The organism is Propionivibrio soli (assembly GCF_025770765.1).
In the GTDB taxonomy this organism is placed as follows: domain Bacteria; phylum Pseudomonadota; class Gammaproteobacteria; order Burkholderiales; family Rhodocyclaceae; genus Propionivibrio; species Propionivibrio soli.
This window is the reverse complement of record NZ_JANZKY010000019.1, coordinates 71,439-93,835: the sequence shown is the minus strand read 5'-3', so window position 1 is coordinate 93,835 and position 22,397 is coordinate 71,439. Positions and strand designations below refer to the sequence as shown.

Sequence of the window (22,397 nt, the reverse complement as noted above, 5' to 3'; positions counted from 1 at the left end):
GGTGACCGATAGTCAGCCCCATGTAGTCAGCGGTGAGCGGGTTGGTAATGTCGATCACGACGTTCCCGCGCAATTCGCCCAGGGATTGGAGTGCCGAGACCGCCTCGCTATAGGGCGTGGCTACAACGATAGCATCGGCGCTGGCGGCAGCCTTTGCTGCCGGAAGCGCGATCGCCCCCGGGTTGGCGGCGGCCAGCGCTTGCGCTTTGTCCAAATGGCGGGCGGTGATCGTGACGTGGTGTCCTGCACGCGTCAGTTGTTTGACGAAACTCGAGCCCATGTTACCGGTACCAATAACGGTGATGTTCATGATTTCTCCTTGGATTAACGTTGTACTGTCTAGTCGTCTTCTGCGTGGCGATGGCCAGCGCGTAGGAGAAACTTTAATCATTCCGTTATCAGTGATAAACGGCCAGTCTGTTGAAACACTATGGCGAAAATCGCCATAATTTTCATTTTGCGCGTGCTTCGATGCCCGGAAGCATCGCCTTCGAGGTTGCCATGAAACGAACGCTTATTCTTGTACGCCATGCCAAATCGAGCTTGGCTGGTGCGGGTCAATCCGACATGGAGCGGCCGTTGGCCGACCGGGGCAGACACGATGCACCCATCATGGGAAGACGTGTCGCCAAACAGGAGGGGAAACCTGACCTGATCCTGTCGAGCCCGGCGCGGCGAGCGCTGACAACGGCGGAAATCTTCGCGGAGGAACTCGGCTACAAGGCCAAGGATATCGTCGTGGACGATCGGCTTTATGCCACCGACCCGGCAACGCTGCTGGCAGTTATCGGCGGACTCGATGAAAAACTAAAGTGCGTAATGCTCTTTGGCCACAACCCCGAGTTCTCGGAACTTGCACGTCGCCTGTCCGGCGATATCGCGGAGTTGCCGACGTGCGCCGTCGTGCAAATCACATTTACATCGAAGTCGTGGGCGGCTATCGATTCCGTTAAGCCGGAGAAGGTAGCCTTCGACTATCCGAAGAAAGCGTAGCGAAGGGAAGCGCGGCTTTCCGTGACGCGAATCCGGCCCCCGTTCGCGGAGGCCGGATTCGCAAGGTCAGCTTACCTTGCGCAGCTTTTCGAACTCGGTTTCGAGCCGGTCGAGATATCCGCCGGGGGCGTGGTAGGCCTGGACAAGCGCGGCATCGGGTTCGATGACGGCCTTGCCGGCGAAGATGGCGCCGCGCAGCTTTTCGGCCAGCGCATCGCGTTCGGCCGGGGCCGTTTCCGGAACCAGCGCCACCGCCGCGGCAACCGCCGCACCGAGCGCGGCGCCCGCCTGCCCGGCCTGGATCGCCGGGCGGCTCCAAATGGCGGCGATGCGGCGCATGATGCCCGGGCTGGTCGACGGCCCGCCGCAGACACTCACCGCTTCGCGCCCGACGTTCGCACCAGCGCCGGCGATCTTCATGCCGTAGCGATACACGAGGCCGAGCGAGCTATCGACGACCGCCGAAAAATCGTTGACGAAATCGGCCGGGCCGTCGTCGACGCGAACCGGCTCCGAATTGGCGCCGACCACCGGGAAGGACTCGGCATCCGGATGCCAGAAGCGAATCCGGCTACCGGCCGGTGTATTGGCCAGCGAGGCGTCGCAGGCCGCGTAGTCCTTGGCGCCGAGACCATGGCGCAGACGCAGGCGGTCCCAGGCGAGCGCGCCGTTGGTACGGCAGCCGAAGTTGAATGGGCGGCCGAGGCCGTCGTACATGGCGTTCGCCGTCCCGGCGGCGTCGACGCCGCCGTCCGGGCTGGAAATCATGTACACGAAGCTGGTGCCGAGGCTCAGCAGGTCGCCGCTGGCGAGCACCTTCGACTGTGGGTTGTCGCCCGAGCCGGCGATGATGCGGCAGTCGGCGGGAAGACCGTACTTGCGCTGGAAATAGGCGGCGAGAGTACCGACCGTGGCCAGCGGGTGCGCGATCGGAGGCAGTTTCCACTTGAGCATGGCTGGACCGCCAGGCAGATCGCCGGCGACGGCTTTGAGCACGACCTCGTCCCAGGCGCGTTCGCGGTAGTTCATGATGCCGGTGCCGCAGGCGTTGCCGAAGTCGATCGGAATCGTGCAGTCACCGGCGAGAATTGCGGGCACGAGGCTCGAAATCTGCACAATATGGCAGGTTTCGGCATAAGCGATCGGGTAGCGCAGCGCCACCTTCCGGTGCACCGTGGCGGCAAAACGCAACGGGATATCGCTGCCGGTGCGCTCGATGATCGCGGCCTTGCCGCCGACGCCGGCACGGATGTGGCTGGCCTCGGCCGTCGTGTTGGCGGTCTTCCAGATCGGCGCGCCGCCGTATGCAAAGCTGTCGCCGATCACGTCGAGCAGGCTGCTCTCGGCGCTGCCCGGTTCACGCAAGCTGGCGAAGGTCGTCCGGGCCTTGACGCTGAGGTACACGTGGCCGTGCTGCTGGCCCGAAGTGTTGATGGCGGCGATCGTCGACGTATCGACGCCGGCCGCCTTCATGTCGCTGAAAATCGCGTCGAGCGCGGCGATGAAGAGGCGCGGCGGCTGCTCGGCCTCGCCCGGCTCGCGCGGCGGAATGACCATGGTGTCGTGTTCGAAGCCGAATCCGAGCAGACGCGGATCGTCGCGGTAGGCGAGCGAACGGTTCCATAGGATCTCGCCCGTGGCGCTGTCGAGCAGGATGGCGCTGAGACTCTGAGTACTGGCATCGAGGCCGAGGACGGTGCGAGCGGCATTAGGCATGGTCGGTTTCCTTGAGGGTTGGTATCGGGCTATGGCAACTATGTCAGCACGGGCCGGCCGGTCGCCCCGACTGTCGTGCGCGCTCCCGGTAGCCTGTCGGGCATTCCGGACGGCGTATCCGACGTACGAGCGCGGCACCGGGAAATCCTCCGGGTGCCGCGCGGGTTTCGGGGTAAGCCGAAGGCCGATCAGTCGGGAAGCTTGATCATGATCTTGATCGCATCCGGCGGCATCGTCGCTGCAAAGTTGAAAGCCTTGATTGTATCGGCGAAGTCGTAGCGATGGGTGATCAACGGCTTCACATTGATCTGCCCGGAGGCGATGTACTTGATCGCGCGGTCATACACGTTGGCGTAACGGAAGATCGTGAGGAACTCGACTTCCTTGGTCTGCGCCTCGACGATGTCGATCGCCGCGGGTGCCGACGGCATGCCGATCAGAACGACTTTTCCGCCCGGGCACAGGAAATTCGTCGTCGACAGGATCGCCTGCGCGCTGCCACTGGCCTCGAAGACAATATCGACGCCTTCGGGGAAGTGCTTCGCCACATGCGCCTTGAGGTCGCCGGTCGCGATGTTGAAGGTGCTGATGCGCTCATCGTAGTGCTTGCGCACGAAGTCGAGCTTCTGCTGCTTGCTGTCGGCCAGAATGACATGGCTGCATCCGGCGGCGACCGCCGAAAGCGCGGTCACTAGGCCGATGGTGCCGGCGCCGAGCACGAGCGCCGTATCGCCGGGAACGATGCGCGCCTTCTTCGCCGAATGCACACCGATGGCCAGCGGCTCGACGAGCGCGCCTTCTTCAAAGCTCACGTTGTCCGGCAGCTTGAAGGTGAGACTGGCCGGATGCACGATCGATTCGCGCAGGCAGCCGTGGATCGGCGGCGTGGCCCAGAAGCGTACTTCCGGGTCGAGGTTGTACATGCCTTTGAGGGTTTGCGTGCTCGCGTAGTCGGGGATGCCGGGCTCCATGCACACGCGGTCGCCCACGCGCAGATGTTTGACGCCAGAGCCGACCTCGATCACGGTGCCGCTCGCCTCGTGCCCAAGCACCATCGGTTCTTTGACGACGAAGTTGCCGATATTGCCGTGCAGGCAATAGTGGACGTCGCTGCCGCAGATGCCGACGTTGGCGATCTTGATGCGCACGTCCTTCTCGCCCAGATCTTGGGGGAGCGCTTCGTCGCGCAGGGACAGACTATCTTTCTTGTCGAGAAACAGGGCTTTCATTGCGGTATTCCTGGTGATGGCAAACTGGGAGGGCGATATCCGCGGCGAAGCGATCAGAAGGCAGGCAGAGGGCCAGGTGTCGCGGTCACGGAAGCGGCGGACCAGGCACGGCCCGCCGCAGCACGGGACCTACTTGATGTTGCCGAGATCCTTGTGCATCTTGATGAACTTGTCCGCGTTCTCCTTGGTGATGAGTTCGGCGGTAATGAACTGCGGCGTTTCGACTTTCTTGCCGGTCAGCAGGTCGTGGCTCATCTTGACCGACAGTTCGGCGAGCGAGAACGCGCTCTGCAGCGAGGTAGACGTCATTTCGCCGGCCTTGATCTTCAAGCAGGCTTCGGCCGTACCGTCAACACCGTAGGTCAGCGGGTAGCTCTTGGCGCCCGAGCCCTTGACGGCTTCCAACGCACCGGCGGCCATGTTGTCGTTCATCGAGACGATCGCGTCGATCTTGCCATGCGTCTGGATCCAGTCTTCCATCAGGCGCATGCCTTCATCCTTGTTCCAGTTGGCGATCTGCTCGCCGACGATCTTGACGTCCTTGCGCTGATCGAAGAAGAACTTCTTCCAGCCTTCGCGGCGCTTGTCGGAGTGCATGTTGCCGGCCGGGCCCATGAGCACGACGACCTTGGCGTTCTGCGGGACCTGCTTGACGGCGAGCTTGGCGTTCACTTCCGCCTGCTGGATCGGGTCGGCGTCGACGGCCGGGATCGATGCATCGTTCACGCGGTTGTTGACCGTGACCACCTTGACGCCGGCCTTGACGGCTTCCTTGACCGGAGCGACTTGCGCTTCGGAGTCGAGCGGCTGCAGGAGGATGAGGTCGTACTTGCTCGTCACGGCGTTCTCGATGTGCGAGGCGATCAGCTCATTCTTGCTTTGGCCGTCGAAAACGGTGACTTGGGTATCCGGGTATTTCTTGACTTCCTTGACGACGGCATCGGCAAGCCAGGCCGCGAAGGAGTCGCCCTGTGCGCGGGCGATATAGGCGATGCGATAGGTCTTGCCGTTCTTCGGTGCAGGCGTTTGGGCCCAAGCGGCCGAGGTCAGCAGCGAGGCGCTCAACAGGCAAAGTGCGAGTTTTCCAATCAGTTTCATGTTTGATCCTCTTGGTAATGGAATTCGTTGTTACAAAACGATCGAAGGTGCACTACGTGATCCGGTTCCGATTTCTCAAGCCTCCTTTCCCCGCTCCTCAATGTTGCCCAACTGACTGGCCGTCTTCTTGTTCTTCGACATGATGTCGTAGGCGACGGCGATGACGATGATCCCGCCCTTGATGATCTGCTGCAGGTAAGACTGGATGCCGAGCAGATTCATGATGTTGTTCAGGAAACCCATGATGAAGGCGCCGACGAGCGTTCCCATCGCCGTGCCGACACCGCCCGAGAAGCTGGTGCCGCCGATGATTGACGCCGTCATGGCATCGAATTCGAAGCCGATGCCCGCGTTGGGCAGGCCGGCGTTGACCCGCGACATGAACAGCACGCCGGCGAGTCCGACGAAGGCGCCGCTGATCGCGTACGCCGTCATCTTCGTCTGATTGACCTTGATGCCCGATGCCCGCGCGGCGTCCTCGTTGCCGCCGATGGCATATAGGTGGCGGCCGAAGCGCGTGTTGTTGAGCAGGTACCAGGTAACGAGAGAGATGATGACCATCACGATGACCGGCGTCGGAATGCCGAAGATGTCGCCCTGGCCGAAGATGACGAACTGGTCGAGCTGGTAGATGTTCTGCCCGTTCGTATACAGCAGCGCGGCACCGCGTGCCGACGTCATCATGGCCAAGGTGGCGATGAACGGCGGCGTCTTGAAGCGCGTGACGACGAAACCGCTGACGAGGTTACAGGCGATACCGATGACGATGCCGGTCACCATGGCGATCACCAGCGAGCCCGTCGCCTTGTAGATGGCAACGGAAAGAATGCCGGCGAGCGCCATGACCGAACCGGCGGCCAGATCGATGAGGCCGGCAATGATCAGCATCGTCATGCCGAACGAGATGATGGTCGTGATCGAGATCTGGCGCGAAATATTGGAGAGGTTTTTCGCCGAGAAGAACGCCGGACTGAGCAGACTGCAGATGACCAGCATCGCCAGCAGGATCAGGTAGATGCTGTACTTCGATGTCAGCTTGGACATGAAGGCAAGGAACATATCCGAGAAACGTTGGGCCATGGTCGTGGTTATCCTATGAGCGCTAACTTCATGATGTTTTCTTGGGAGAAATCCTTGCGCTGCAACTCGCCGGAGATACGTCCTTTCGACATGACGTAGATCCGGTCGCAGACGCCGATCAGTTCTTCCATTTCGGAAGAGATCATCAGAACCGCCTTGCCTTCACTGGCCAGTTCCGTGATCAGTTTGTAGATTTCGAACTTCGCGCCGACGTCGATGCCCCGTGTGGGCTCGTCGAGCAGCAGGATGTCTGGGGTGCGCAACAGCCACTTGGCGAGCACGATCTTCTGCTGGTTGCCGCCGCTCAACGACGAGATCAGCGTTTCCAGGCTCGGCGTCTTGACGTTCAGGCGCCGGCTCATTTCGGTGTCGCGCTTGCGTTCCTCCCGGTGGTCGATGCCGAAGCGTCCCATCACCCGTTCGAGGCTGGAGAGCGACATGTTCTCCTTGACGTCGCGTACCGGAATGATCCCGTAGCGCTTGCGGTCCTCAGAAAGCATCGCGACTCCGTGCTCGATGCTGTCCTGAACGTTTCGGATCGTGACTGGTTGTCCCTTGATGCTGATCGTGCCGGACGAAATCTCGTCGAGGCCGAACAGCGCGCGCACCACCTCGGTTCGCCCGGCGCCCATCAACCCGGCAAAGCCGACGATTTCACCCTGCCGCAATTGGAAGCTGACATCGCGGAACGTTTTCCCCTGCGACAGCTTCTGCACATCGAGCAGTACCGGCCCGGGCGCCTGCGGCTTCTTTTCCGGGAAGACCGATTCCATCTTGCGCCCGACCATCAGCTTGATGACCGTTTCGATGTCGAGCTCGGATGCCGGCCGGGTATCGATCAAGCGGCCGTCGCGCAGGACCGAAATCTCGTCCGCGATGCGGAAGATCTCGTCCATCTTGTGCGAGATGTAGACGATGCCGACGCCCTGGCTCTTGAGCTGGGCGATCTTGCGGAAGAGCAACTCGACTTCCTTGGTGCTGATCGCCGAGGTCGGCTCGTCCATGATCAGGATGTTGGCCTGATAGGAGATCGCCTTGATGATCTCCAGCATCTGGATGTCGGAAACCGAGAGATCCTTCAGCTTGGTATCCGGCCGATAGGGCAACCCTTCCTGTTCGAGCAGGGCGACGGTTTGGCGGCGCATGGCGGCCCAATCGATCTTGCCAAACTTGTTAACCGGTTCGTTGCCTAGAAAGAGGTTCTGCTCGACCGTGAACTCGGGGATGAAGTTGAGTTCCTGGAAGATCATCGCGATCTTGTGGCTGCGCGCTTCGAGCGGATCGCGCAGGACGACCGGCTTGCCGTTGATCAGGATCTCGCCCCGATCCGGCTGGTAGATGCCGTTAATGATCTTGCACAGCGTTGACTTGCCGGCACCGTTCTCGCCACACAGGACATGGACCGATCCTGCCTGTACGGCGAAGCTCATTTCACTGAGCGCCTTGACGCCCGGAAACAGCTTCTCGATACCGCGCAACTCAAGGAGTGGAACGTCAACCATCTAAGTCTGCCCCCCGCGACTAGTGTGGCGGCGATTCTTGCACGTGTTTTTGGCATCGTCAACCAAAATATGCGCAACTTTTGAAGCCAGTTTTTCGTTTGTTTTGCGCCCCGACCAGAAGGCGGATTTACGGAAGAATCGGCCGTCTAGGCCTTATAGCAATAAGAACAAGACCGTTGGCGTTCCCTGACAGAGGTAAAAACGTTTGCGCAATTCTTCCTTATAAATGCGCAATTATTCGCTTGGTCTGCGCACATTATTGGGTGTAGTATTTTCCGCATGAACAAAAAGCCCGTAACGATGAGGGACATCGCGCTGAAGGCGGGGGTGTCGGTAACGACGGTTTCGCATGTCATCAGCAAGACGCGAAACGTTGCGCAGGAAACCCGGGAACTCGTTCTGCGCACCCTGGAAGAACTCGATTACCAGCAGGCGGAAAGCAAGCAGAGCCAAGGCCCTTCGCTTGACCGGATCGGCGTCATCACCGCCGACATCCAGGAGGATTACTACATCCTGCTGGTGAAGACGATCGAGACCATCGCCTCGGAAAACAACATCTCGGTGCTGTTCTGCGACTCGGCCGACGACGTGGAAAAAGAGGCGCGCAACATCAGCATGATGCTGAGCAAGAACGTCGACGGGCTGATTTTGGCGCCGGTCAACTTCGGGGCTTATCCACGTCAGTTGCGCGCCGCCGATATTCCGGTGGTCCTCGTCGACCGCCAGTACGACAAACACAACACAACCTTTGTCGGTATCAACAACGCCGACAGCGCCGTCAAAGGCACCAAGTACCTCGTCGACAAGGGATGCCGCAACGTCGGCTTCGTCGGCTACTCCGAGTCGGTGTACACAATGCAGCAGCGCGTCGTCGGCTATAAACTGGGGCTGATGCAGTATCTGCCGGACCAGACGCCGCACGTGTTGCACTTGAAGTACAGCAAGGAAGACTCGTATCACCTGATCAAGGACTTCCTCTCCGAACACCGCCCGGACGGGCTGGTATGCGGCACATCGGACCTTTGCTACCAAGTGCTCAGCGTCGCCGACGATCTCGGACTGACGATTCCCGAGAAACTGAAGATCCTCACCTACGACGACAACAAGTGGCTCGATTACCTGAAGTACCCGGTGTCGGTGATCACGCAACCCACTGTCGAAATTGGACTGCAGGCGGTCGAACGTATCATCCAGCTAGCAGAGAATCGGCGCGTCGGTAAGCGAACAAAGACTGAGATTCTGTTCGACGTGCAGATCATCGACCGTTTGAAGACGGAGTAGAACCCGCCCTCCCCGCCCGTCTCGCCGGGTAAGCGAAAGAAAAGGCCAAAGCCCCCGCTGAGCGAGGGCCTTGGAAACGGCGATCGTGAGAGAGCCATCAAGCATGACGGATCGCCGAGAGACCATCTTCCTTACTTGGCATCGCGTTCCGCGTCGATCGCCTTGATGTAGTTTTCCCCACCGTACTTCGATGTAAACATCGCACGTACTGGTTTGGCCGTTTCGAAGAATTGCGCCGAATCGACGTTCTCGACGACCTGCAAGCCGGCTTTCTTGACATCGGCAATGATCTTGGCGACGTTGTCATTGTTCAACTTGCGCTGGTAAGCACCCGCCTCACGCGCCGCTTCGATCACGGCCTTCTGGTGCGCCGGGCTCAACGCATCGAACTTGGCCTTGTTCATCGCGACGAGCAAGGCGCTGTACGCATGGTTGGTCAGGCTCAGGTGCTTCTGCACTTCATAGAACTTGCCGGAATAGAGCAGCCCGAGCGATTGCTCCTGGGCGTCGACCGTCTTCATTTCCAATGCCGTGTAGAGCTCGCCAATGGGCATCGGCACCGGGTTTGCACCAAGCAACTTCCAGGTTTCGTTATGCGCCGGGCTGCCGTTGGTACGAACTTTCAGGCCCTTCACGTCGGCCGGCGTACGCACCGGTCCGCGCGAATTGGTCAGCTCGCGCCAGCCGGTGTCCCAGTACGCGAGCCCCTTGAGCCCGAACTCGCCGAGCTTGTCCATGATCTCCTGACCGACCTTGCCGTCGAGGATCCGGTAAGCGTGCGCCGTGTCCTTGAAGATGAACGGAATGTCGAAAACGCCGAGCAGCGGAACAATGCCGGTGTAATTCGACGAGCCCGAGATGACGATGTCGATCGTGCCGCTACGGGCGCTGGAAATCGCCGCTTGCGCATTGCCGAGCGAGCTATCCGAGAAAACCTTCACGTCGAGCGCGCCGTTCGTCTTGGCTTTGAGAAGCTCGGCCATCTTCTCGCCACCGGCCGTCTGTGGATCGCTCCGCGCCGCTTCGGACGCGAACTTCAGCACCTGCGTTTGCGCCTGCGCGGAAACAGCGACGCCGAGCAACAGGCCCGCCCCCATGAGTGCTGCAACTAGACCCGATTTCAACTTCATGTCGATCCTCCTGGTTGATTTGAGGTAACTGCGTGCCTGCCACTGCGTCAAATGACGCCCGAGACGAGCCGCCGCACGACTTCGGCTCGCCCGGGTGTTGCGGAATCAGTAAAACCAGCGTGCCGGTACGGTGACGAACTGCGGAAACAGAACCAGCAGGAACATGACGATGGTTTCTGCGACGAGGAACGGGAACATGCCCTTGATCACGTTATCGAGATTGACCCTTGCCACGCTGGACACGACATTGAGTACCGTGCCGACCGGCGGGGTAATCAGGCCAATGGCGTTGTTCATCATGAACATGATGCCGAAGTAATACGGGTCGATTCCGGCTTGCTTTACGAGCGGCATGATCACCGGCGTCAGAATCAGCACGGTAGGTGCCAGGTCGAGCGCGGTACCCACGGCGAACACCAGCACCATCAGGATGATCATCAGCAGCAGCTTGTTGTCCATGAACGGCTGCATCATATCGGTCACTTGCGCCGGGATATCGGCGATGGTGATCAGCCACGCCGACACCATCGAAGCGGCAACGATGAGCATGATCGAGCTCGCCGTCTTGGCCGAGGCAAGAAGGATCGCCGGCAGATCGGAGAACTTCATGCCGTGGTAGATGTAGACACTGACTAGAAGCGCCACGACAGCGGCGACGACCGCGGCTTCGGTCGGCGTAAACATGCCGGTCTTCATGCCGCCAATGATGATGAAGGGAAGCAACAATGCCCAAACCGATTCGCGTAGAGCTTTGCCAAACACTTTGAGATCAAATGCTTGTTTCGGCGAGTTGGCGAAGTCCTTACGGGCCACAAGTTTCCATGTGATGACCAGCGACACGGCCATAATGAGACCCGGGACGATGCCGGTGAAAAACAGCTTGGTGATCGAAAGTTGCGCTGCGACGCCGAAAAGCACGAGCGGCATGGCTGGGGGCAGGATCGGTGCGATGCACGCCGCGCCCGCGATAAGCCCGGCCGAACGGCCGACGTTATAGTTGGCCCGCCGCATCATCGGTATGACCACGGCCGCCAGCGCCGCGCTGTCGGCCGCTGCGGAACCCGAAATGCTGGCCAGGATCAATGCCGCGATGATGGCGACATAGCCCAGCCCGCCCTCGATATGCCCGACGAGCGCATTCGCCACCTTGACGATCTGCTGCGATATGCCACCCTTGTTCATGATCTCGCCGGCGAGCATGAAGAAGGGAATGGCCATCAGCGGGAAGTTGTCGGCGCCCGAAACGAGGTTCTGGGCGAGGATTTGAACGTCAAAAGAATTCAGGTGAATCATCAGCGCCACGCCGCAGACAAGCAGCGCAAATGCGACGGGCATGCCGATGAACATCGCGCCGCAGAGCGACACGAGGAAAACAGTTACAGTCATTGACTCTCTCCTGTTTGCTTATTCTTGTAGGCGCGCCCGCTTCTACAGCGCGTCATCAAAATCGGGACACAACTCCTGCTCGGTGATCTTTCCAGTCAGCAGGCGATAAATCGAGCGGAGAAGCAACACGCCCATGCCAACAGCGCAGACCACGCACGAGGCGTACACCACCCCAATCGGGATATCGGACACCGGCGCGTAATTGACCATGTTGAGCCGGACGATCTGCCAGCCGCCCACTGTGATCAGGACACAGCACGCGAGCGTGAGAAGGTCGCCAATCAACTTGCAGGCCTTCTTGCCGATCGGCGGCAAGAGCTTCGTGACCGTGTGGACACCAAGGTGGCCGTTGTCCTTGAGCATAAGCAACGAGCCGAGGAAAACCATCCAGACGAAGAGGAAGCGCGAGACCTCCTCCGAAAAGATGATTCCGTAGTTGAAACCGTAACGCAGGACGACGTTGCCAAAGACGAGGATGACCATCAGGCCGATCGTCGCGATCAACATCCATTCGAGCGTTCGTACAAGAACACGAACAAACATATGACCTCCACAAATTGATTGCGGCAGGCGCCGTTTGGTTAGCGCCTATGCCGCTGCCGGCTTGACCGGTCGATTTTTGTTGTCGATAGCGTGCTCACCCCAGCCGTTGCTGAACGGAGCCGGCAAGGGTTTTGAGGATGAGGAAGCAGGAGGTTGCGCCGGCATCGAGGACGCCGATCGAGCGTTCGCCGAGCCGGGCGGCGCGCCCGATGCGCGCCTGCAAACCCTTGGTCGACTGCCAGCCCTGCTCCGCCGCCGCGATCATCCGATCGAGCGCCGTGGAAAAATCCGCGCCCTCGGCCAAGGCCGCCCGGTACGCCTCACGCGCCGGCACCAGCGTATCCATCAGGGTCTTGTCGCCGACCTGCGCGCTACCCACCGTTTCCACGCCGGCGACGCCATTGGCGAGCGCCTCGCCAAAGAGGGCCGCGTCGAGCGTCTCGTGGCCGGCGAGTGATTCGGCGAGCCCCATGAAGAAGCTGCCATAGAGCGGTCCCATCGAACCGCCGATGCCTTCGAGCAAGGTCATCGCCAAGGTATCGAGCCCCTCGGCGAGTCCGGGGAGCACCGGTTTGGCACGCAGGGCGTCGCCGCAGAGGGTAAAGCCCTTGCTCATGTTGATCCCGTGGTCGCCGTCGCCGATCGCCCCGTCGATCTCGGAGAGGTAGGCCCGGTTCGCGTTGATCGTATCGACGAGGTCAAGGACGATCTGCCCCGATTGCTTCAATGTCAGTGTCTGAGCCATGGTGTCTTCTCCCCTTTAATTCTGCGTGAGCCCGATCGAGGCACACGGCGCTTTCATGTAGCCCTCGAGTTCAGCGTCGAGCTGCAGCACCGAAAGGGTGACGCCCATCATCTCGAGCGAGGTGAAGAAGTTGCCCACGAGCGGCACGGCGACGGTGAGACCGGCGTTGCCGAGGTACTGGGCGACGCTCGCGTAGAGGATGTACTGCTCCATGAGCGGAGTCGCCCCCAGCCCGGAGATCAAGACGGCGACGCGGTCGCCGGAATTGAAAGGCAGATCGGGAAGGAGCGTGTCGACCATGATCCTGGCCATCTCGTCGGCGGAAACGATGGCACTGACGTTGATGCCCGGTTCGCCGTGGTGGCCGATGCCGACTTCCATCTGCCCGTCGGCGATATGGAAGTTGGCCTTGCCGACGGCGGGGATGGTGCAGGAGGTGAGGCCGATGCCGATGCTGCGGGTGCGGCTGATGGTCTTCTGGGCGACGGCGATCACTTCGTCGAGCGAGCCGCCCTGGGCGGCACAGGCGCCGGCGGTCTTCCACATGAGGATCTCGCCAGCGACGCCACGGCGTTTGGCTTCGTCACCCTTGGGCGCCGACGGCACGTCGTCGTTGGCGACGACCGTCTTGACGGTGAGGCCGGCACGTTCGGCCATCTTGATGGCCATTTTGACGTTCATGTTGTCGCCGGCGTAGTTGCCATAAAGGCAGGCGACGCCTTGGCCGCCGTCGGCGGCTTTCATGGCGTCGAAGAAGCTCTTGGCCGTCGGTGAGGAGAAGATTTCGCCGACGGCGACGGCGTCGACGAGATTCTCGCCGACGTAGCCGAGGAAGGCCGGTTCGTGACCGGAGCCGCCTCCGGTGACGATCCCGACCTTGCCGGCGACCGGGGCACAGGCGCGCTTGATCACACGCGGGTTGTCCGTTCCCGCCGCCAGTTCAGCATGGGCCGCCAGAAGACCGCGCAGCATGTCTTCGACGACCAGATCAGGGTTGTTTATTACGCGGTTCATGGTTGTCCTGGATCCGTGTTGAGCGTTGTGGATGAAGACCCGCTTACTTGCGGACTTCCACCTGCGCCAGCTTCTCGTAGTAGCGGACGATGGCGCAGTGGTCATACCCGCTCATGCCGTCACAGATCAGCGACTGGATGATTTCCATGCAGGTCGCCGTCAGCGGCAACGAGACGTGGAGCTCGCGCGAGGTCTCCAGCACGTTCAACAGATCCTTGGTGTGAAGTTCAAGCCGGCCGCCCGGCTTGAAATCGCCGGCGAGGATCATCGGAACCTTGGCATTCATCACCGTCGAGCCGGCGAGCCCACCCTTGATGGCGTTGAAAACGGCTTCTGGTGAAACGCCAGCCTTGGTCGCCAACACGAAGGCCTCAGACACCGCCGCGATGTTGAGCGCGACGATGATCTGATTGGCAAGTTTGGTGACATTGCCCGCTCCGATCTCGCCGACGTGTACCACCGACGAACCCATTTTTTCGAGAACCGGTTTGGCGCGCTCGAACACAGCGGCATCTCCGCCAACCATGATGGCCAGCGTGCCATCGATTGCCTTCGGCTCGCCGCCGGACACCGGCGCATCGAGCATCGCGACACCGCGTTTTTGCGCTTCGGCGTGCAACTCCTTGCTGGCGGCCGGCGCGATCGAACTCATATCGACAATGATCAATCCCGGCTGGGCTCCGGCAAGAACGCCGTCCGGACCGAGAATCGCTTCCTTCACATGCGGTGTGTTGGGCAGCATCGTGATCACGAGGTCACTGGCGGCCGCCACCTCGCGGCTCGATGAGACCACCGCGGCGCCGAGCGCCTTGATCTCGTCGCAGGACGCAAACTTGTCATAGACAGTCAGCGAATACCCGCCCTGCAGAACGTTGCGGGCCATTGCCCGACCCATGATGCCCAGCCCGATAAACCCGATCTTCACACGCGCCCCCTTTTGTCTTTACGGTCAGAAATCGCCGGCCAGCACCAGCCTCGCTGTACGAACCTCAAACCGGCGTTGCTCAGATACGTCACACGTAACTTGTGATACGTCTATTTAGTCATGACGGAACGCGACGTGTCAAGCGCCCAAGCGTCTCAGAACTTAAACAACCATATAATCAACGAGATATTTTTATAACCAGATTTGAACCTTTCAGGAGGTGACTCGTTTTGAAAAAACCGAGCTTGCCTAGATGATGATATGTATTACAATCCATCGACCCCGGCGAGCCGGGTTTTATCTGACGAAGTCATTTCGAGCATCATTCAAGAGGTCGGCAAGAACAGCCTCGGACGCCTTTATCAACTCTTCTCAAGGAAAATCGCATGCGAATCGAAAAGCGCAAACTCGCGGATTTGCCGAGCTGCTACTCGTGCAACACGATCGAGGTGGATGGGAAAACCCGCATCCTGCTTGCGTCCGAGGCGGACAAGCCGTGTCTCGCCTGGACCTCGCCCGACTACACGGAAAGCCACACCGTCTGGGAAGGCCCCGGGGGGACGATGTCGATCGTTCCGGTCCCCGGAACCAACGGCGAATTCATCGCCGTGCAGAAGTTCTACCGCATGTTCGACTGGGAAGAAGCGAAGGTGGTCCACGTCCGCCCGCTCCCCTCGGGCAAGTACGAGGTCACCGATATCCTGCAGCTTCCGTACGTACATCGCATCGATCTGCTGACGGTCGGCGACCGCCACTACTTCATCGCCTGCACGCTGGCGACGAAAAAGGCAACGAAGGACGATTGGTCGACTTCCGGCAAGATCCTGGTCGGCGAATACAACGGTGCGAAGCCTTTGTCGGTCACCGTCCTCAAGGAAGGTATCACCAAGAATCACGGCTACAGCCGTCTGGTTCGCGATGGGGTTGCGCACGGTCTGGTCACCGGCGAAGAAGGCGCTTTCGAAGTTACACCGCCGCAGACGCCCGGGGGTCAATGGTCAGTGCATCAGTTCATGGATTGGCCGATCAGCGACATTTCGGCGATCGACATCGACGGCGACGGGGAACTCGAATTCGCCACGATCGAAGCCTTCCACGGCGAGTACTTCCGGGTCTACAAGAAGATCAACGGCGAGTTCCGCAAGATTTACGAGCACCCGGAAGTGACCGAGTTCTATCACGTGGTCGTCGGGGCAACGTTGGCCGGAAAACCAGTCTTCGTCGGCGGCTGCCGGCGTGGCAAACAACAGTTGTTCTATGTGCGCCCGAAGACGACGTCGCCGCTGCAGCTCGAAGCGGTCTTGATCGAAGAAGGCGTCGGCCCGAGCAATGCCATGGTGGTTCACGAGAAAGGCCGCGATCTGTTGGTCGTCGCCAATCGGGAGATCGACCAGGCGGCGCTCTACGTCGTTACCCCCTGACCCTTGATCGCGTTGCCGTTTCCTTATCGGGGACGGCAACGCCAAGCGGCCCGCGCGCCTTACAACGGGCGAAGCCCACGCAACCGCCCTGCACTCCAGCCAGCGCGCTACGCCAGTGTAAATTCCTTCTTGGCGCGGATCTTCTGGATCGTTTCCTCGATGTGCGCTTCCATCATCGCCTCGCACAGCGCCTTGTCGCGCGTCTTCAGGGCATCGATGAGCTGCCGGTGATAACGAAGCCCCATCTCGGTACCCAGCAGCTTGACGATATCGACCATGGCCGCGGACAGGATCACGTTGATCAGTTCGTACACCTTAATGATGATCGGATTCTTCGAAATCTGCGCAAGTCGGTAATGGAATAGGTGATCGGCCTCAGCCTGCTGCTGCGGCTCCCCCGTTTCTGAGAGAGCCACCATCGTTTTGTAGGTTTCTTCGAGCTTGTCGATGTCTTCCTGCGTGATTTTCGGCGCCACGAGCCCGATCGTGCCCTTCTCGATGATCTTGCGATACTCGAGAACCGTCATGATGTCCTGATTCTCGTTGATCTGGATGAAGGGGTGCAGCGTACTGAAGGCGTTGACGCCCGAAAACTCCTTGACGAAGTTCCCGTCGCCGTGCCTTGTTTCGACGAGCCCAAGAATCTCAAGCTGCTGGATGGCCGCACGCACGGTGACCCGACTGACCCCGAGCGACGCGCACAACTCGTTCTCCGACGGCAGTTTCTCCCCTGGCTTCCAGACACCGGCCATCAGCTGATTTTTCAGCTGCATATAGACCTGCGACCGGAGCGACTCGACTTTTATCTTTTTCAGCTTGGCCACGATAGCCCCCATCCATTCCGCAAGTGCGGTTGTAATACATGATACTACAGCACAAAGCAACCCGCCTGGCATGGGAATGCAATAGGCAGAGACAGCTCTTTACGGCTATGCCCTCAACGTTTACGTCGCGCAGGCAGCGCATTATGCACATGCCGCCGCATAAAGTACGAGGCAGCCAGGCCTGTTGGCATCAATACCACTCAAGCAGGGATAGGCCGACGCCGATGTAATTTGCCCGGTGGTTATAGTCGATCAAACTCTCGCCGTAGCCTGAAAACCACTGGATATGGCCGCGCAACTCCCCGGCGATGGGGAAAGCGTAGTCCAGCTGCACCGCTCCTCGATTTTTGTCGCCACCGCGCAACGTGTGTCGAAATAGCGCCGAGAACTGATGCTTGCCTTCCGTGCGCACGAGATGCAGATCCGCGCGGCCGATATAGTCGGAAATGTCCGGGTTGTCGTCGCGGCTGGAGCGGTCGGGCAAGCGCCACCAAGGCCGCAGCGTCATCGTCCAGTTTTCGCGCTCGAGCGACGTTGAAAGCATCAAGCGATTCCAACCACGCGAAAGCGGCAGCGAACGTCCATTTGACTGATGGTTGATGCCGAGATTGAGGAGTCGTCCGCGCCATCCGAGAACATCGTAATCGGTGCGCCAAACGAACATCAGTTCGGGTTCGTAGTTTGTCTCGCGGAAGGGCCGCGACTGTCCTCCGTTGTAAACCTGCCAGCGTGACGACTGCGTATAGCCGAACCACAGGTCGCCGTTATCGCCGATGAGGTCCTCGGCAACCCGCGTCTTCAAACTGATCTGCAGCTTCGCCTCGTTGGCATCGACATCCATCGGCCGCGTGGTCGTCCGTCCGTCGGAAGGGCTCGACGGGCTGCGATTGACGTCGGTCGAATGGAACCACGGCAACAAATACACCGGCTGGTAAGGACGCAGACTAAGCAAGTCCCCTCGTTTACCCGGCTCCAAATCCCAAGCCTTGGCGAGTCTTGACTCGGGAGCCGCGTTTTTTTGTTCGCCCGGCATAACCGTCTGCTCCTCTTGACTGGCCCGCTTCCACGCCGTATCGCCGGGTGCCGGCGCGGTCTGGGCGGCTTTCGGTTCCTTTTCAGACAAGGCGTCGTAACACGCCAGGCGGGCCTGATCGTTTGCGACATGGCGGCAGGCCTGCAAGCCCTCGCTTGAGATCATCGCGGCGGAGACGGGAAAGACGGACGCGAAACAGGTGAGCGCGAGAAGCACGCGTAAAGATACGTTCATTGGGAACCTCCAATCCTGGTGCCCAGAGAGACAGCGCGGGTCCAACGAAAGGTCCCCGCGACCGGGGAGTGAACGAGCACAGACGGCAGGGTCGCCCGACTGATGCGATGTCCCAGCCGGTCTATTTCGCGTCGGCGTCGCCCAACGTATCGGACATCCACGCTTCGAGCAGCGTGTAGGTCACGGCAAGGACGACCGGACCGATAAAAATGCCCACCAATCCAAAGCCCACCATGCCGCCAATCACGCCAGCGAAGATGAGCAACAAAGGCAAATCGGCACCTCGACGGATCAGTGCCGGCCGCAGAAAGTTATCAAGCGTGATGACGACGGCCGTCCACACCAGCAGGAAGATTCCCCAGCCGGTATCGCCGCGCCAAAACATCCAGATAACGGCCGGAATGAGGATCGGCCCGGGCCCCACCTGCGCGATGCAGAGCATGAGCATAACGGCGGAAAGAAATGCCGCGAACGGTACGCCGGTGATCGCCAGCCCGATGCCGCCGAGTACCGTTTGCACGAGCGCGGTGACGCCGACGCCAAGCGCAACGCCCCGGATCGCCTGCCCGGCCAGAATGATCGAGTTTTCGCCGCGCTCGCCGGCAAGCCGCCGTCCGAAACGGAGCACCGTGAGCGCTCCGGATTCTCCGCTCGCGTAGAGCACGGCCGAAAGCGCGACGATAAGCATGAATTGCATGAGCATGACGCCGAGCCCGCCGATCTCCGCCAGCATCCACTTCCCGAATTGGGCCGCGTACGGTTGAGCACGCGCCATCCAGCCTTGCGGCCCGGCGTCTGCCACCTGTTCCCAAAGCGCAGAGAGCTTTCCTCCCACCATCGGTAATCCCGCGAGCCAGCGTGGTGGCGCCGGGAGCCCCGAAGCCGCGATCTGCTGCACGAGCGCCGTCATGTCACCGGCGTGCTCCACGATGATGTCGATGGCAATCCACAGCGGTACGACGAGCAGAAGAACCATGGCGATCGTCATCACGGCGATGGCCGGTACGCGTCGCCCGCCGAGGCGATTCTCGAGCGACATGAACAACGGCCAAGTGGCAACGACAATCATCACCGCCCATACGGAGGCGGCAAGAAAAGGCCGCAGGATCCACAACGACGCGGCGAGGAGAAGCAGGATGCAGAGGATGGCCAACGTAGCGCGTGCCAGGTCACCCCGAGCCGCTTTCTCCGTGTGCACCGCAGCCGACCGCGCGGGTGTCTTGACCGTGCCTTGGTTTGGCTGAGCGGTACGCCGGCCACGCCGAGTATCACTGAACATATTCGAACCTCGCAGGAAATGCATCGTGCCATGTTGAATGAATTATTTGCCGACGTCGACAAAGGATGGCGCCAGAGGCCTCGATCAGCGGCTTTCCAGGCACAAAATTCGCATTTTTTTGCGCGACCAAAAAACAAGAAGTTAGTTCCAATTCGGAACAAGGTTGTACACATCTATCAATTGCGCCAACTTTCAAGCCCGGGAAGAATACTTTGCACATAACAATATCAAGCAGCATGTCGTAGAGGCATCTACGAGCACCTACGATTTGAGGGTTCAATTTTCCCCGTTTTTCCGAGCACGCGGTTCTGTGCAATTGCGGCTCGTCCATAAAACCGACAGGCACGGCGCGGCAACGCCGCGGAGCACTCGATCAATGACCGTTTGCAACGTTCACCCGATCTGTACGGCCCCTCACAAGGCCGATGCCATGCCATGGTCGGCGCATTCCCGGGTTTGTAGCCGCGACCGGCGGCAGCGCTAGCCGGATCGCGGCCGCGGACGCCTCCTGACATGAAAGTGAGCAAAATGCCAGACTTTGAAATCGTGACTCGGGAGGACTTTTCCGACGTCACCTATCTGCTTGAAGTGCGTCATCCCCTGATGGCCAAAGCGGCCAAGCCGGGGCAATTCGTGATCGTGATGCTGCACGAAAACGGCGAACGCATTCCGCTGACGATCGCCGATTTCGACCGGGAGAAAGGAACGATCACCCTCGTCATCCAGGCGGTCGGAAAAACGACGCGCCAAATGCAGCAGGAATGCCAGGTTGGCACGTCGCTCTACGCGCTGGTCGGGCCGATGGGCATTCCGAGTCCTGTCAGCCACGCCAAGAAAGTCGTCTGTGTCGGGGGCGGTCTGGGCGTCGCCCCGATCTATCCGCAAGCGCGGGCCTTCAAGGAGGCCGGCGCCTACGTGATCGGCGTCGTCGGCTTCCGCAACAAGGACCTCGTCTTCTGGGACAAGAAGTTCCGCGCCGTCTGCGATGAGTTCATCATCTGCACAGACGATGGTTCGGCAGGCATCAAGGGCCTCGTTACCGCCGGCATCGCGCAGGCCGTGGAGAAACACGCCGACATCGACGAAGTGATCGCCATTGGCCCACCGATCATGATGAAGGGCTGTGCCGAGGCGACCCGGCCACTGAAGATCAAGACGATGGTCAGCCTGAACCCGGTGATGGTCGACGGCACCGGCATGTGTGGCGGTTGCCGCGTCAAGATCGGCGACCAAGTGAAATTCGCCTGTGTCGACGGCCCTGACTTCGACGGACACCTGGTCGACTTCGACGATCTTCTGATGCGCCTGCGTCGGTATACGAAAGAGGAACGTATGGCGCTCGATCACTGGGAACACGAGAAGGGCTGCCGCCTGCAGAAGAAGATCAGCAGCGCGGTCAAGGAAAGCGCCCGCAAGTAACGGCGCCCCGACTCACTCCAAGCTCAACGGTACATAACCATGGCGAAAAAAAAGACGATTCGAACGATTCCGCAGGAGCGCACGCCGATGCCGGAACAGCCGGCCGCCGTACGCGCCCGGAATTTTGAGGAAGTAGCCTGCGGGTATCATCCCGACGACGCATTGCGCGAATCGGAACGGTGCTTGATGTGCCCGGATCAGCCCTGCGTCTCCGGCTGCCCGGTCGGCATCAATATCCCAGGCTTCATCCAGAAGATCAATCAAAAAGACCTGCGCGGGGCCTACGACATCCTGACCGAGACCAGCCTGCTGCCGGCGATCTGCGGCCGCGTCTGCCCGCAGGAAAACCAGTGCGAAGGAAAATGTACGGTCGGTGACTCGCTCGAACCGGTGGCCATCGGGCGCCTCGAGCGCTTCGTCGGCGACACGGCGATTCGTGAAGGCTGGGCCAACATTCCCTATATCGAGCCCTCCGGCTTCAAGGTCGGCATCATCGGTTCGGGTCCTGCGGGCATGGCCTGCGCGGCGGACATGGCGAAGGCCGGTTGCGACGTTACCGTCTTCGAAGCCTTCCACCAGCCGGGAGGCGTTCTCAAGTATGGGATTCCGGACTTCCGCCTGCCCAACTCAGTAATCGACGCGGAGATCAACAACCTCAGGAAGCTGGGCGTCAAGTTCCAGTGCAACACGCTCGTCGGACGGTTGTTCACCGTTGAGCAGATGACCACCGAGATGGGCTTCGATGCCGTCTTCGTCGGCGTCGGCGCGGGTTATCCGACGATGCTCGGCATTCCGGGCGACTCGCTGAACGGCGTATTGTCCGCGAACGAACTGCTCACCCGCTGCAACCTGATGCGCGCCAAAGAGTTTCCAAACTTCGACACACCGCAGCCGATCGGCAAACGCGTCGCCGTCGTCGGCGCAGGCAATACGGCAATGGATGCGATGCGTGTATCGCTACGTCTCGGCGCCGAAAAGGTTTACTGCATCTACCGTCGTTCGCGCAAGGAAGCGCCGGCCCGAGCCGAGGAAGTTCATCACGCCGAGGAAGAAGGCGTGGAGTTCCATTGGCTGACCAATCCGGTGGCCGTGCTCGACAATGGGTCGGGCGGCGTACGCGGTATGCGCTGCGTACGCATGGAACTCGGCGAGCCCGACGAATCCGGTCGCCGTCGGCCGGTGCCCGTCCCCGGCAGCGAGTTCGACTTCGAGGTCGACCTGATCGTCTATGCCATCGGCACTAACGCCAATCCGATCATGGGCCAGACGTCGAAGCTCAAGCTCAACAAGTGGGGCTACATCGACACCGATGCAAACCTCGCAACGTCGATGGCAGGCGTGTTCGCCGGTGGCGACATCGTCACCGGCGCGGCGACCGTGATCATGGCCATGGGCGCCGGACGCAAGGCGGCGGCAAGCATGAAGGCCTACCTCGGAATCCGCGATCCGCAGCATCCCTACCACTCCGGTGAAGACACCTTGTTCGGCATCGACCTCGCCGAAAAGAACTTCGTCCGAGTCAGGGCATAAGACACTTGGAATGGC

At 60.3% G+C, this 22,397-nt stretch carries 20 protein-coding genes; 5 read left to right on the top strand and 15 right to left on the bottom strand.

The features are described 5' to 3' along the window. On the bottom strand, positions 1 to 310 hold a 310-nt coding region (locus NZ453_RS19880; protein WP_263772679.1), incomplete at its 3' end, for an NAD(P)-binding domain-containing protein. 191 nt (positions 311 to 501) lie between these two features. On the opposite strand from NZ453_RS19880, the gene NZ453_RS19875 reads away from it, so the two are divergent. Then, a complete protein-coding gene (locus tag NZ453_RS19875; protein ID WP_263772678.1) occupies positions 502 to 993 on the top strand; it encodes a SixA phosphatase family protein in 492 nt (163 codons plus the stop codon). A gap of 66 nt (positions 994 to 1,059) precedes the next feature. Here NZ453_RS19875 and NZ453_RS19870 read toward each other — a convergent pair whose 3' ends face one another. The 5 genes from NZ453_RS19870 to NZ453_RS19850 all read right to left on the bottom strand — a co-directional run bounded on the left by NZ453_RS19870 (position 1,060) and on the right by NZ453_RS19850 (position 7,618). Beyond that, the gene (locus tag NZ453_RS19870; protein ID WP_263772677.1) at positions 1,060 to 2,709 is read right to left on the bottom strand and encodes an FGGY family carbohydrate kinase; all 1,650 of its coding nucleotides are present in this window, start codon (positions 2,707 to 2,709) and stop codon (positions 1,060 to 1,062) included. Between the two features lie 188 nt (positions 2,710 to 2,897). Further along, positions 2,898 to 3,938 (bottom strand): NAD(P)-dependent alcohol dehydrogenase, encoded by a 1,041-nt coding sequence (locus NZ453_RS19865; protein ID WP_263772676.1) that lies wholly within the window; start codon positions 3,936 to 3,938, stop codon positions 2,898 to 2,900. A gap of 129 nt (positions 3,939 to 4,067) precedes the next feature. After that, on the bottom strand, positions 4,068 to 5,036 hold the full coding sequence (locus tag NZ453_RS19860) for a sugar ABC transporter substrate-binding protein (RefSeq protein ID WP_263772675.1): 969 nt from the start codon (positions 5,034 to 5,036) through the stop codon (positions 4,068 to 4,070). A 75-nt stretch (positions 5,037 to 5,111) separates the two neighbouring features. Beyond that, on the bottom strand, positions 5,112 to 6,116 hold the full coding sequence (locus NZ453_RS19855; RefSeq protein WP_263772674.1) for an ABC transporter permease: 1,005 nt from the start codon (positions 6,114 to 6,116) through the stop codon (positions 5,112 to 5,114). 8 nt (positions 6,117 to 6,124) lie between these two features. After that, positions 6,125 to 7,618: a sugar ABC transporter ATP-binding protein gene (locus NZ453_RS19850; protein WP_263772672.1), complete on the bottom strand. Its 1,494-nt coding sequence runs from the start codon at positions 7,616 to 7,618 to the stop codon at positions 6,125 to 6,127. Between the two features lie 279 nt (positions 7,619 to 7,897). On the opposite strand from NZ453_RS19850, the gene NZ453_RS19845 reads away from it, so the two are divergent. Then, positions 7,898 to 8,899, top strand: coding sequence for a LacI family DNA-binding transcriptional regulator (locus tag NZ453_RS19845; RefSeq protein WP_263772671.1), 1,002 nt, complete (start codon positions 7,898 to 7,900; stop codon positions 8,897 to 8,899). Between the two features lie 131 nt (positions 8,900 to 9,030). On the opposite strand, the gene NZ453_RS19840 is transcribed toward NZ453_RS19845, so the two are convergent. The 6 genes from NZ453_RS19840 to garR form a co-directional block, all read right to left on the bottom strand. Then, on the bottom strand, positions 9,031 to 10,029 hold the full coding sequence (locus tag NZ453_RS19840; protein ID WP_263772669.1) for a TRAP transporter substrate-binding protein: 999 nt from the start codon (positions 10,027 to 10,029) through the stop codon (positions 9,031 to 9,033). Positions 10,030 to 10,134: 105 nt separating this feature from the next. Beyond that, positions 10,135 to 11,415, bottom strand: a complete 1,281-nt coding sequence (locus NZ453_RS19835; protein ID WP_263772668.1) for a TRAP transporter large permease subunit — start codon at positions 11,413 to 11,415, stop codon at positions 10,135 to 10,137. A gap of 42 nt (positions 11,416 to 11,457) precedes the next feature. Next, entirely contained in the window at positions 11,458 to 11,958 is a 501-nt protein-coding gene (locus NZ453_RS19830) for a TRAP transporter small permease (protein WP_263772667.1), read from the bottom strand. Positions 11,959 to 12,052: 94 nt separating this feature from the next. After that, positions 12,053 to 12,703 (bottom strand): dihydroxyacetone kinase subunit DhaL, encoded by a 651-nt coding sequence (gene dhaL / locus NZ453_RS19825; protein ID WP_263772666.1) that lies wholly within the window; start codon positions 12,701 to 12,703, stop codon positions 12,053 to 12,055. 15 nt (positions 12,704 to 12,718) lie between these two features. After that, positions 12,719 to 13,717 (bottom strand): dihydroxyacetone kinase subunit DhaK, encoded by a 999-nt coding sequence (locus NZ453_RS19820; RefSeq protein WP_263772665.1) that lies wholly within the window; start codon positions 13,715 to 13,717, stop codon positions 12,719 to 12,721. A gap of 43 nt (positions 13,718 to 13,760) precedes the next feature. Continuing rightward, positions 13,761 to 14,642, bottom strand: a complete 882-nt coding sequence (gene garR, locus NZ453_RS19815) for a 2-hydroxy-3-oxopropionate reductase (protein WP_263772664.1) — start codon at positions 14,640 to 14,642, stop codon at positions 13,761 to 13,763. A 386-nt stretch (positions 14,643 to 15,028) separates the two neighbouring features. On the opposite strand from garR, the gene NZ453_RS19810 reads away from it, so the two are divergent. Further along, positions 15,029 to 16,063, top strand: a complete 1,035-nt coding sequence (locus NZ453_RS19810; protein ID WP_263772663.1) for a hypothetical protein — start codon at positions 15,029 to 15,031, stop codon at positions 16,061 to 16,063. Positions 16,064 to 16,170: 107 nt separating this feature from the next. On the opposite strand, the gene NZ453_RS19805 is transcribed toward NZ453_RS19810, so the two are convergent. The 3 genes from NZ453_RS19805 to ydiK all read right to left on the bottom strand — a co-directional run bounded on the left by NZ453_RS19805 (position 16,171) and on the right by ydiK (position 19,433). Continuing rightward, positions 16,171 to 16,887 (bottom strand): FadR/GntR family transcriptional regulator, encoded by a 717-nt coding sequence (locus tag NZ453_RS19805; protein ID WP_263772662.1) that lies wholly within the window; start codon positions 16,885 to 16,887, stop codon positions 16,171 to 16,173. A 190-nt stretch (positions 16,888 to 17,077) separates the two neighbouring features. Next, positions 17,078 to 18,154: a phospholipase A gene (locus NZ453_RS19800; RefSeq protein WP_263772661.1), complete on the bottom strand. Its 1,077-nt coding sequence runs from the start codon at positions 18,152 to 18,154 to the stop codon at positions 17,078 to 17,080. A 121-nt stretch (positions 18,155 to 18,275) separates the two neighbouring features. Beyond that, positions 18,276 to 19,433 carry an AI-2E family transporter YdiK gene (gene ydiK, locus NZ453_RS19795; protein ID WP_263772659.1) on the bottom strand — a complete coding sequence of 386 codons (1,158 nt, stop codon included), beginning with the start codon at positions 19,431 to 19,433 and terminating at the stop codon, positions 18,276 to 18,278. A 528-nt stretch (positions 19,434 to 19,961) separates the two neighbouring features. Here ydiK and NZ453_RS19790 point away from each other — a divergent pair. Further along, positions 19,962 to 20,852 (top strand): sulfide/dihydroorotate dehydrogenase-like FAD/NAD-binding protein, encoded by an 891-nt coding sequence (locus NZ453_RS19790; RefSeq protein ID WP_263772657.1) that lies wholly within the window; start codon positions 19,962 to 19,964, stop codon positions 20,850 to 20,852. A gap of 39 nt (positions 20,853 to 20,891) precedes the next feature. Then, the gene (gene gltA, locus NZ453_RS19785; protein WP_263772655.1) at positions 20,892 to 22,382 is read left to right on the top strand and encodes an NADPH-dependent glutamate synthase; all 1,491 of its coding nucleotides are present in this window, start codon (positions 20,892 to 20,894) and stop codon (positions 22,380 to 22,382) included. The last annotated feature ends 15 nt before the right edge of the window (positions 22,383 to 22,397 follow it).